At 34.3% G+C, this 12800-nt stretch carries 10 protein-coding genes; all 10 read left to right on the top strand.

Going from position 1 to position 12800, the window contains the following annotated elements; all coding sequences use genetic code 11:
• Nucleotides 1-160: 160 nt before the first annotated feature.
• On the top strand, nt 161-1213 hold the full coding sequence (locus tag MKY02_RS21535) for an NAD(P)/FAD-dependent oxidoreductase (RefSeq protein WP_038178925.1): 1053 nt from the start codon (nt 161-163) through the stop codon (nt 1211-1213).
• A 555-nt stretch (nt 1214-1768) separates the two neighbouring features.
• Entirely contained in the window at nt 1769-3037 is a 1269-nt protein-coding gene (locus MKY02_RS21530; protein ID WP_076034965.1) for an ATP-binding protein, read from the top strand.
• A gap of 2 nt (nt 3038-3039) precedes the next feature.
• The gene (locus MKY02_RS21525; protein WP_038178928.1) at nt 3040-3936 is read left to right on the top strand and encodes a response regulator; all 897 of its coding nucleotides are present in this window, start codon (nt 3040-3042) and stop codon (nt 3934-3936) included.
• 154 nt (nt 3937-4090) lie between these two features.
• Nucleotides 4091-5368, top strand: coding sequence for a cation:dicarboxylate symporter family transporter (locus MKY02_RS21520; RefSeq protein ID WP_038178930.1), 1278 nt, complete (start codon nt 4091-4093; stop codon nt 5366-5368).
• Nucleotides 5369-5583: 215 nt separating this feature from the next.
• Complete coding sequence (locus MKY02_RS21515; RefSeq protein WP_038178932.1) at nt 5584-6264, top strand: response regulator transcription factor; 681 nt, start codon at nt 5584-5586, stop codon at nt 6262-6264.
• A complete protein-coding gene (locus MKY02_RS21510; RefSeq protein WP_038178934.1) occupies nt 6248-7672 on the top strand; it encodes a HAMP domain-containing sensor histidine kinase in 1425 nt (474 codons plus the stop codon). Before MKY02_RS21515 ends, MKY02_RS21510 begins: the two co-directional genes overlap by 17 nt.
• A gap of 141 nt (nt 7673-7813) precedes the next feature.
• On the top strand, nt 7814-8731 hold the full coding sequence (locus MKY02_RS21505; protein WP_038178936.1) for a peptidylprolyl isomerase: 918 nt from the start codon (nt 7814-7816) through the stop codon (nt 8729-8731).
• Between the two features lie 22 nt (nt 8732-8753).
• Nucleotides 8754-9455 carry a polyphosphate polymerase domain-containing protein gene (locus MKY02_RS21500; RefSeq protein WP_038178938.1) on the top strand — a complete coding sequence of 234 codons (702 nt, stop codon included), beginning with the start codon at nt 8754-8756 and terminating at the stop codon, nt 9453-9455.
• 21 nt (nt 9456-9476) lie between these two features.
• Nucleotides 9477-10160, top strand: a complete 684-nt coding sequence (locus tag MKY02_RS21495; protein ID WP_038178940.1) for a DUF4956 domain-containing protein — start codon at nt 9477-9479, stop codon at nt 10158-10160.
• 36 nt (nt 10161-10196) lie between these two features.
• Nucleotides 10197-12215, top strand: coding sequence for a CotH kinase family protein (locus tag MKY02_RS21490; RefSeq protein ID WP_340711669.1), 2019 nt, complete (start codon nt 10197-10199; stop codon nt 12213-12215).
• The last annotated feature ends 585 nt before the right edge of the window (nt 12216-12800 follow it).

The following is a 12800-nucleotide window of genomic DNA, read 5'->3' as shown; positions in this document are numbered from 1 at the left end:
TTACAAAATAAAATTAATAGCTTACAATTGAGAATGAATTTCAGTATCATTGCACATGCTTAAATATAAGGTCAATGATACTGAAAGTCAATTAATTTTTTCAATTGAAGAAAATAGATAGATACATAAATTATTTAATACAAATTAGGAGTGTTAATATATGGAACTACAAGAGTTGTACGATGTGACGATAATTGGTGGAGGACCAGCAGGATTATATTCAACTTTTTATAGTGGATTACGTGAAATGAAAACGAAAATCATTGAATATCAACCTTATTTAGGTGGTAAATTGCACGTTTATCCAGAAAAAATGATATGGGATGTAGGGGGACATAAGCCGCTACCAGGAGAGCAATTGATTGAGCAATTAGTCGAACAAGGATTAACGTTTAATCCAACTGTTGTGTTAAATGAAAAAGTAGAATCCATTGTAAAAAATGATGGAAACCTTTTTGAGTTAACGACAGCTTCAGGAAATAAGCATTACTCCAAAACCATAATAGTTGCCGTTGGAAGTGGTATCTTGAATCCAACGAAAATTCAACTTGAAGGTGCAGATAAATTTGAAGTATCGAACTTGAACTACACTGTAAAATCTATTCAACGCTTCAAAGATAAAACGGTCATCATTTCTGGCGGCGGTAATTCAGCAATTGACTGGGCAAATGAATTAGAGCCAATAGCGAAAAAGGTGTATTTAACGTATCGAAAAGATCAACTAAATGGGCATGAATCCCAAGTGAATCACTTATTAGAAAGCTCGGTTACATCTTTTTTTAACACATCTATTACAAAATTTATCGCTAGTGAAAATCGAGAAATAATTGAGAAAGTCGAATTAACAAATCATCAAAGTAATGAAGTAGAGTATGTAGAAATTGATGAAGTCATTATTAATCATGGTTTTGAACAAGATGCGTCTTTACTTCAAAATAGTGAAGTTGAAATTGATATTGCGGAAAACTTTTATATTGAAAGCAACTCTTCGGGCGAATCATCAGTACCAGGTCTATATGCCGCAGGTGATATTGTAAAATATGAAGGGAAAGTGAATTTAATTGCTGGCGCATTCCAAGATGCAGCAAATGCAGTAAATAAGGCTAAAAAATATATTGAACCTGAGGCAAATGGATTTGGAATGGTTTCCTCTCACAACGAGTTGTTTAAAAAACGTAATCGGAAGTTAATTTCAAAAATGATGGAATGTTAAAGTGTTTTGGTAATGTAATGATTAGTACTACTAGCTAACCGTTTATCTAGAGTTAAAATAATGAAGCCCGATAAAGCCAGTGCATCAACTGACTGCTTAATCGGGTTTTTATTATTTATTAAAAGCAAACTAATCAAAAAATTAATTTAAATTGAAGTAACAATACTTATATATGAAGGTATTACCTCAACCATAAAAGACCAATCTAACTGTATAAACAGTCATCTTACGCTTAATTGAATAATTAGAACGAAGTAATATAGTTCTTTAACTTTTTCAATTCATTCCCCTAATTAATTTGGAGTTGCGTTTAATATCTTTGGTGAAAAATGTTAAGAATTCAACCATTATAGTAGAAAACAACTTAAGTCCTCATATTGATCACATTATTTGTGTAACTTAAAGATCATTTTCTTAATAAAAGAAGAGCATTAAGTAAATGTTTTTCCTTGTAAATAGAACAATGGTAAAATGGCGTAGTGATTGCGTTTTCATAAAATAGAGATTTTTAAGCAAATTCATTTTTATTGGGTAATTTATTTTAGGAGAGTTCTAATGATCAATTTAAGTGCTAAATGGAGAAAGTCCGAGCTGATATGGATAATTCTCATCGCTATTTTGACAGCTATTAGCAGTGAGATAAAAGTGGCACCTTTCTATGGGGAAAATTTTCGATTTGGTCTTGGGAGCATTATGTTCCTTTTACTTATATTAATTCGACCGCCTTATGCAATTATAAGAGCTGGGATTGTTACGGGGTTAACGGTAGTTTTATTCCGAATTATGAATGATGTAGCGTTTAATTTGTTTGATATTACGGAAAGCCTAAAGCAAAATGCTCCTGCCTTTATTTATTACTTTATTTTTTCTAGTGGTTTTCGAATATTTGGCGTTGAAAAATATCAAGATAAACCATTACGCTTAGGTATATATGCGACATTACTTGAAATTATAGGGAATAGTGTAGAACATATCATTCGCTCTTTCTTAATAGCTGAAACGAGTATTGATTTATATGATTTGGGGCTATTAAGTGCAGTTGCTTTATTGAGAAGCTTTTTTGTCGTAGGTTTATATAGTTCAGTCGTTATTTCAGAGCAACATAAACGATTAGAGGAAGAGCTAACGGTAGACTCAGGTTTATATGTAGAGACGTTGTATTTGCAAAAATCAATGAATCATATAGAGAAAATTACAGCTTCTAGCTATGATCTATATCGTAAATTAAAGGATATTGAGCAAAGAGAGCTGAGTGTGAAGGCTTTGCATATTGCCCAGGAAATTCATGAAGTTAAGAAAGATGCTCAGCGTATATTCTCGGGTTTATCAAACATCACGCTTCAAAAAACAAATGATGTTTATTTTTTATCGAATTTATTTGATTTCGTTACAACGGCTAATAAGAAATATAGTGAGCTATTAGGTAAACAAATTGTTTTTCATGTGAAAGTATCCACCGATTTTGAAACGAATCAACAAATTCCGTTACTAGCTATGCTCAATAATCTTGTAGCAAATGCTGTTGAGGCCATTGATGATGATGGTGAAATTTCAATTGAGGTGACTGATATAGAAAAGAAGACATGCTTTAAAGTAAGTGATTCTGGCAAGGGTATATCTAAAGAGGATTTAGATATTATTTTTGAGCCTGGCTTTACAACGAAATACAATAAGCAAGGTGTTGCAGCAACTGGGATTGGCTTATCTCACGTACGCGAAATTGTACAAATGCTTGAAGGGGATATTTCTGTTAGAAATCTTGAGAGTGGCTTGATTTTTAGAATCGAAATACCAACGAAGAATATTCGAAAGAGAGTTGAATAATCCTGCGTTATTTTATAGTAGATGATGATGCAGCTAGCCGCCGAATGCTGAAGCAAATAATTATTGAAGGTGATTTGGGGGTAGTAATTGGGGAGGCTGATAGTGGAGAAAGTGCATTGCCACTTATTTTATCAAGCCATCCTGATCTTGTATTAATCGATTTATTAATGCCAAACTTAGATGGTATTGAAACAATAGAACAATTGAGAAAACAAGGATTTAAAGGCCATTTTGTGATGATTTCACAAGTCGTTAATAAGGAAATGGTAGGACAAGCATACGAAAAAGATGTGGAGTTCTTTATCCATAAACCCATCAATCGAGTGGAAGTGCAAAATGTCTTAAAGAAAACTGCTGAGCGTTTTTTATTAAAACGATCACTGCTCACGATTCGTGAATCTTTAATAAATTTTGAAGAGACCACAAAAGAAGAGACACATCGAACTATAAGAGATGTTGTGTTATCCATTTTAAATGATATGGGTATTGTAGGAGAAGTAGGAAGTGATGATATTCTATGCATAATGGAATTGTTGATCAATCGTAGTGAATCTTCAATGCAATTGCCCGCTTTAAAGGATTTATATGAGGAACTTGCATCTGAAACAAAGACTAACGGTGTTGAGATAATGAAAGAAAGTAAGGCCATAGAGCAACGCATACGTAGAACGATATTGGCCGCAATGAACAACTTAGCAACTTTAGGTGTTGTAGATTATACAAACCCTGAGTTTGAATATTATGCTCCGCGCTACTTTGAGTTCTCAGAAATTCGAACATGTATGCGTTCGATTCAAGAGGATTCTAAAGTGACTAGGAAGATAAAAGTGAATGTGAAGAAATTCTTACAAGTGTTATATGTAGAGTCTTTAGAGAAGTATCAACATCCACCTAAATAGGCAAAATAGATAGTGGAAAAACAATATAATTTCTTATTTCAAAATTTTTTAATCAAATAAATGTCGGATTCTGTCGGATTTGATAAGTCGTTATTAAAATGTGAATAAGGCTTTTTCTGTAAAAAGTAAAACAGAACAAAGGGGTGACTTATTGATGAAGAAAAAATTTAAGATAAGTTTAGCTGTTCAAATATTGATCGGACTTGTTTTAGGTATTACAGTAGGTGCGATTTTCTACGGCAATCCAAAGGTTGAAACTTATTTACAACCAATTGGTACAATATTCTTGAATATGATCAAAATGATCGTTGTGCCGATTATTGTTTCTACATTAATTTTAGGTGTTGCTGGAACAGGTGACATGAAACAGCTTGGTAAATTAGGTGCGAAAACGCTTATTTACTTTGAAGTTGTAACAACAATTGCAATTGTTGTCGGTTTATTGGTTGCGAATATATTCCAACCTGGTGTTGGTGTGGATATGAGTGCTATCACTAAAGGTGATATTTCTCAATATCTTCATACAACTGAAGAAGTACAAAGTCATGGTTTCGCTGATACAATTATTAATATTGTTCCAACGAATATCATTGATGCTATGGCTAATACGAACATGTTAGCAATAATCTTCTTCTCTGTATTATTTGGGCTTGGTGTAGCTTCTATTGGTGAGAGAGGGAAACCAGTTCTTGCTTTCTTCCAAGGAACAGCAGACGCTATGTTCTGGGTAACGAACACAGTTATGAAATTTGCTCCTTTTGGTGTATTCGCATTAATCGGGATAACCGTTTCAAAATTTGGTTTAGAGTCATTAATTCCTTTAGGTAAATTGGCGATTTTAGTTTATGCATCCATGATATTCTTTATAATCGTGATATTAGGTTCAATTGCTAAGCTCGTTGGTATCAATATTTTCCGTTTGCTTAGAGTATTAAAAGATGAGTTGATTTTAGCATACTCTACTTCAAGCTCTGAAACCGTATTACCAAAAGTAATGCAAAAAATGGAGAAATTCGGTAGTCCAAAGGATGTCGTATCTTTTGTAATACCTACGGGATATTCATTTAACTTAGATGGTTCTACGCTATACCAAGCGATTGCGGCAATTTTCATTGCTCAAATGTATAATGTTCCTTTAACTATTATGGATCAAATTACATTAGTACTTGTATTGATGGTTACTTCTAAAGGTATTGCAGGCGTACCAGGTGTATCTTTTGTTGTATTATTAGCGACTCTTGGTACTGTTGGTATTCCACCAGAAGGTTTAGCATTTATTGCTGGTATTGACCGTATTCTTGATATGGCTCGTACAGTGGTAAATGTAGTTGGTAACTCTCTAGCTACAATTGTTATGTCTAAATGGGAAGGTCGCTTCGATTACGAAAAAGCGGCAACCTACTTTGACAAACCAGAAGATTCAGTACAATAAATAGCTTAGTGGAAGAATTATTTTCATTCACTTCTAGGACATTTCTTTAATAAAAAATTATGAGCTCCACTAACGGCTATGTTAGTGGAGTTTTTTTAATTTTTTACCGCTTTTCAGTTATGTGTTATTTGTTATTTGTTTATGACATCTAGTTGACGTATTGAAATGATATAATGTTTGGAAAACGAAAATATAAGCGAGTTGGAGGGAATTGTATGGATAAAGTACTCATTGTAGAAGATGAATTTGCGATTAGCCAAGTGCTCAAGGCCTATTTGCAAAAGGTGAATTTTCAAACAGAGCAGGCCTATAATGGTTCTGATGCAATTAAGAAATTCCATGAATTTAATCCTAATCTCGTGTTATTAGATATTATGCTCCCAGGAAAAAGTGGGTGGGAGATCTTAAAGGAAATACGTCAAATAAATACTTGTCCAGTTATCATGTTAACAGCCTTAGGTGAAGTCAATTATCGCCTTGAAGGCCTAAATGAAGGTGCAGATGATTACATTACAAAGCCATTTATTGCTGAAGAGGTTGTTGCACGCGTGAAAGCCGTTTTAAGAAGAACACAAGGCGATAAAGCCCCTAAGAGGAAATTTGGTAGCTTAGAAATTAACTTACAATCACATGATGTACATGTGAATAATCAAGAAATAGATTTAACACCAAGAGATTTATCAGTATTAATGTTTCTAGCAGAGCATCCAAACAAAACATTTACACGAGATCAATTAATTGAGCAAGTGTGGGGATGGGAATATGATGGTAGCGACCGTGCAGTCGATTTAGCAATAAAGAGATTACGTAAATCACTACAAAACTGGCCTGCCGAAGACGGGGAAATAAAGACACTTCGTGGATTGGGGTATCAGTTAAGTGTTAAAAAGTCGTAAAAAGAAAAGGGTATCCTTAACGCGATATTGGACTACGCGCTATTTGCTAACTCTATGTATAGGGCTAACAATTATTGCGTTTATATCAGCAATCTGGTTACGTCATACAACACTAGTGTATCGATTGGATATGATTGAGTTCATGGCAGAGGAAACGACTCATCGCATTTCAGATAATGTTGATGCAGGAATTCCAAATGGTGAAAATCCTGGACTATTTAGAGAGCGTGATCGTTTTATGAATATGGATATTAAGCCCGTCATTTATATAGTAGATACTGAAGGCAAAATCATTTCAAGTAATCGTCCTAAAGGACCGCGAGAGCAAAGTATTCAAGCCGATATTTTATCGTCTAGTGATGAGGTACAGAAACTTACTTATAATGGTACATCAAAAGTTTTTTATGCGGTAAAGAAGAAAATTGAAATTGACGATGAACAAGTCGGTTGGGTAGTCATTGTAGAATCGAAGGAGAGCCTTACACATTTAAATCAAGAGTATGGTCAGCTAGCTATTATGATAGGCAGTTTAGCATTGCTAGGTTTAGGTGCAATTTATTTTTTATCAAGAAGATTAGCTACACCAATTAAAGAGGTTGCCGCCGCAGCAAAACAAGTACAGCAGGGAGACTATAATATCAAACTTCCTGAAAATTTAAAGGAAGAAGAAGTGTATGAACTTGTTCGTTCGTTTAAAGAGATGGCAATGCGCTTGGAACAACTTGAGTCAATGAGAACAGAATTATTAGCAGGTGTGACACATGAATTAAAAACACCTGTAACTTCTATTAGTGGTCTGTTACAAGCCATTCAAGATGGAGTTGTTTCAGGTGATGATGCTCGCGAATTTGTTAAAATGGCGATAAATGAAACATCAAAATTAAAAACAATGGTTGGTGATCTATTGGCATTCAACTCATTTGCTGTAAACGCCATTCCTGTAAAATTTGAAGAACTTGAAATTAACCAAATGGTAAAAGACGTAGTTAATCGATGGAGGCTAATGCAGGACACTGACGATATCCAGTTAACACTGACTACATTAAAAGAGTTAGTAACGGTGAATATTGATGCTATTCGTTTTCAACAGATTTTCACCAATTTATTTACAAATGCTGAACAAGCTATGAAGGGGCAAGGCAATATTAACGTCGTTTTGCATGATGAGAAGGAATCGGTTGTTATTACTGTATCTGATTATGGACAAGGTATTCCAAAGGAAGAGCAAGATTTAGTTTTCGAACGCTTCTATCGAGGTGAAAATAAGAAATACGAAGTGCGTGGCTTAGGTCTAGGGCTACCGCTTAGTAAAATGATGGCGCAGTCCATCCTTGGCGATCTACATCTTGTAGAAAGCTCTGAGAAAGGTACAACATTCAAATTAATAATTCCAAAATCAAATAAATGATAATGACCAAGAAATCCAATTCGATCATAAATTCGAATTGGATTTTTTTCTTTCATAAATACAAATCCCGACATTTAGCTGACACATTGATTCTGTAAAGTAGGTTTTGTAAAGAACAGAACATAAGGAAGGATGATATAAATGACAAAAGAAATATCAGAAGATAAGAAGGGGAGGGGTAAGCGCCTCATTCTAGTTATAGGAATCCCATTAATTTTACTAATGGCGTTAATTACCTACTATTTAACAGTACCAAAAGCAGATAATTACGTCGCTAAAATTAACGGGGAAAAAATAACCCAATCAGAGTTAAATAAAGAACTTGTTTCTCAATATGGGACTGACGTGCTTAGTACACTGATCACAAATAAAGTCATTGAGCTAGAAGCCGTCAAGAAAAAAATTACCGTTTCAGATAAAGAGATTCAGGCGGAGCTAGATGACTTGCAAAATTCTTATGGTGGTAAAGAGGCATTTGAAGCAGCGCTAGAATCTAACGCTATGAAATTACAAGATGCAAAGGACAATATTAAGACGTATTTAACAACTACAAAATTAATAGAACCAACAATAGATATTACCGAAAAAGAGCTAAAAACATATTTTAAAGAAAATAAAGATACTTTTTCTCAAGAAGAGCAAGTACAAGCCAGTCATATATTAGTTGAAGACAAAGAAACAGCAAAAGAGGTAGAGAAGAAAATTAAAAAAGGTGAAGACTTTGCAGAGCTAGCTAGTGAGTATTCAACTGATACAGCAAGTGCTTCAAATGGGGGTAACCTAGACTATTTTGGAAAAGGTGTAATGGACGAAAGTTTTGAAAAAGCTGCTTTTTCCATGAAAGTGGATGAAATAAGCGATCCTATTAAAACAGATTATGGCTACCACATTATTAAAGTTACAGGTAAAAAAGCAGCAAAGGAAGCTACATTTGAAAACTCAAAGGATGATGTAAAAACAGCTTTAATGAACGAAAAAATAAATGCCAACTATTCAACATGGTTGTCTTCTTTATATGAAGATTATGAAATCGAGAATGCATTAGCTGATGGAAAATAAGTGATAAAGGGAGCAAAAAAATATGAGATATCAAGATGAGTTTACTGTTAAAGGTCGAAAAGAACTCAAACATGCCATCTCACAAATGGATTACACCATTTTACGTAATAAACTACAACATGTGATGAAACTTGATGCACATGCTGGTGGTGATGGGAAGTATTTAATTCGTAGCGTGTATTTCGATAACTTTGAAAACAAAATTTTGAATGAGAAAAAAGAAGGTTATTTCAAACGTGATAAATATCGCGTTCGTATTTACGGCCATAATTCATCATTCATTAATCTTGAAAAGAAAAGTAAGCGAAACAATTTAACTTTTAAAGAAAAATGCCGTATTTCATGTGATGAATATGAATCAATGCGTATTGGACAGATTGACTGGATGGAGGAGGATGAACGCCAACTTATTCGTGAACTATTTATTCAAATGTCTTTATATCAATTGAAGCCGATGACAGTTGTTGATTATGTTCGCGAAGCGTATGTTTACCCATTTGGGAATGTACGCGTGACATTTGATGGCCAAATTAAAACAAGTTTTCGTAATACAGATATTTTTAATCCAGATTTACCTATGGCATCTGTATTTGATCCAACACAAGTAATTTTAGAAGTGAAATACGATGAATATTTACCGGATGTTATCAAAATGATGTTGCAAATGATGGATCGTAGACCTGATGCATATTCAAAATATCAATTAAGCCGTATGTACGGTTAATACTTTTTGGAGGAATTAATAATGGATACAACAAATTTCACAGATATTTTCAAATCAAGCTTTATAGAGAAAACGTCAGCTTTCTCGCTAACAGATGCATTAATCGGACTCTTTGTCTCATTTATCATTGGCCTTTTTATCTATGCAGTATATAAAAAGACATTTTCAGGTGTAATTTATTCACACACTTTCAATATTTCTTTAATGATTATGACAATGGCCACAGCACTTATTATTATGGGTATTTCTTCAAATGTCCTATTGTCCCTTGGTATGGTCGGTGCTTTATCAATTGTTCGTTTTAGAACACCTATCAAAGACCCAATGGATTTAGTCTTTTTATTCTGGTCTATCGTATCAGGTATTTTATGTGGTGCCGGATTTATTCCATTAGTAATCGTAGGTTCAATATTAATTGGCTTAGTGCTAGTACTATTCGTCAATAGAATCACAATTGAAAATCCATATTTATTAATCATAAAATATGCAGATTCAACAGTTGAAAATGCTATGGAAAAAGTTATTTCATCTCAATCAAAAAAACACGCTTTAAAATCAAAATCAGTGATGCCTGGTGAAGAGTTAGAAGTAACTTACGAAATTCGAGTAAAAGAAAATGATTCAAAATTCATGAATGATTTAACAGCTATTCAAGGTGTGAAATCAGCAGTAATGCTTAGCTACGATGGTAACTTCACTGCTTAATACAAGAACCACAAATCATCGTAAAGGAGTTACAGCATGATCAAAAATAGAGTAGTATACGGCATTCTCGCTGTACTCGTGATTGTGTTCATATGCGCTGTAGGAATCTTGCCCAATCTATCTTTGGATTCCAAAAATACAGAAACAAGTTATACAAATAAGGTATTTAACAAAGATAAAGTAACCACAGTCGATCTTGAAATTTCTGATAAGGATTGGCAAGACATGTTAGATAATCCGCTTGATGAGGAAATTAAAGAAGCAAATGTTACTGTAAATGGAAAAATACTTGAGCACGTCGGTGTACGTACAAAAGGTAATTTGTCGTTGCGCGAGGTGGCAAGTGATGAAGATTCAGATCGATACAGCTTGAAAATCGACTTCGATTATTACAATGACGAGCAAAGTTTATATGGTTTGAAGAAGCTGAATTTAAACAACAATTATAGTGATGCAACTCTGATGAGAGAATATCTTTCTTATCAGCTAATGGAAGAAATGGGCTTGCCAACACCCTCATACTCATATATGTATGTAACGGTGAATGGTGAAGATAGAGGGCTTTTCCTAGGCGTTGAACAAGTGGACGAAACTTTCCTAGCCAAAAATTTCTTAACCAATACTGGGTCATTATACAAACCAGATGGTACAGGCAGTGATTTGAAATGGATTAGTGATGATATCGATGATTACACTGGTTTGAATGAAAAAACAAGTACAGATGATTCTGATGATGAAGCGATGATTAATTTCTTAAGTGCCATTAACAATAAAGGTGCTAGTATTGAAGACACAGTTGATGTGGACAATATGTTGCGCTATTTTGCAACAAATACAGCACTAGTAAACCTAGATAGTTATCAAGGTAACATGAAGCATAACTATTATTTATATGAAGAAAAAGGCAAGTTCTCCATTATTCCTTGGGATTACAATATGAGCTTTGGAGGTTTTGGTGCAGGGGGAGGCGGTGGCGGCCGTGATAGAACCCAAGAAAACACTAACGAAAATACAGAAAAAGATTCTTTAGCTACTAAAGGTGATAGCAATTCTGAAATAAAATCAACTACTGAGAGTAAAGCTCAAGCAGGCTCAAATAGTGATGAACAAATGGATATGAATGGTATGCCTACACCTCCAGAAGGTACGCAAGGTCAACCACCTAGTGATGGGGGACAAATGCAGCCACCACAGGAAAATAACGGAGAAGTGCAAAATCAGGATCCTATAAATAATGCAGATCAAGAAGTATTAACAGACGATACAATAGGATCTGAATTAAACAAAGAAGAGGCTGATGGAACAAAAGATGCCACTAAGGATAAAGACGCTATCGAAAAACGTGTAGGTATGGGCGCAGGAAATGGTCAGTTGATTTCAGATTCAAGTATCAATTTCAGTGTAACAACACCGGTTTCTGGGACGTCTTTAGAAGAGCGTCCATTATTAAACGCCCTACTATCGAATGATAAATATCGTAAAAAATATGAAGAATATTTAAATGATATAGCTACAAAATATTTAACAGAGGATAAAATTGCAATAGAAACTGCTAAAATTGCAAAATTAATCACTCCTTATGTTGAAAAAGATCCAACGAAATTTTATACAACAGAAGAATTTAAAGCGGCAGTAACAGGTGATAATAGCTTACCTGAATTCGCAAAACAACGTTCACAATCAATTTTGAAACAACTATCAGGTGAATTGGTTGTAGATTCACCCACCTCTACAGGTGATAAAGTAAATCAACAAAATACAAATACTGATAAAGGTACTACCGCAAAAACTAACGCAGAAACCAAAGAAGAGGGTATACAAAATCTACCTGGTGGCGAAGGTTTTGATCCAAACAATATGCCTGAAAGAGGACAACCTCCAAATGGTATGCAGGGTGGTCCTGGAGGAGATGGTGGGCAGATTCTAGGTGTACCCGATAAAGAAAATCAGCAAATAAAGGGTTATTCAAGAGACACGATTATAATAAGTTCTATAGCTATTGGATGCCTAATTATAGCCACGATTCTCGTCTTCCTATTTAAACGCAGACGATAAAACTAACGAATGAATAATCACTGCCCGGTAACTGATTGCCGGTGCTGGCAGAGTGAACCCACCCAACTTCTACTTTAAAAGAGACAAAAGGTTGCCAATTGATTGTATAGCACATCAATCTATGGCAACCTTTTGTTATTTAAAAAAGTTAGTGCTGTTAACTAAATCAACTGATGTTAGTTGAATTTCTTATGTGTATGTCTGACTCCTATTATTAATAAAGGAGTCAGATTTTTGTTGAAGTTAATAAAATATAACTCAAAGAATAAAAAAGAAGCTAGCTGTGTCGAGCAGCTAGCTTAAAAGAAAGGTATTTTGTCGTTAAAACATTTAAATGAGTAAAACTTCTCCTTCAGATTTTGAAAGCCAAAGTTCACTGCCCATTTACATTTAATAAAAACGGATTAAGAAGAGTGAGTTAGAAAATGATTAAAAGAATCTAGCCTCCGTTGCTAGTCCCTAGAGTTCACTTCTTGAACGAACGGTTTCTTCAGCATAAAAACGAGTGGTTTTCATCAATTACGGCACCACTACTAGTAATGATGGAAGCTCATTTTGCTAAACAAGTCGTATAATTCACAAATT

This window comes from Viridibacillus sp. FSL R5-0888, from assembly GCF_038009105.1.
GTDB classification, from domain to species: domain Bacteria; phylum Bacillota; class Bacilli; order Bacillales_A; family Planococcaceae; genus Viridibacillus; species Viridibacillus arenosi.
The sequence above is the reverse complement of the archived record's forward strand: the minus strand, read 5'-3'. Positions and strand labels throughout refer to the sequence as shown.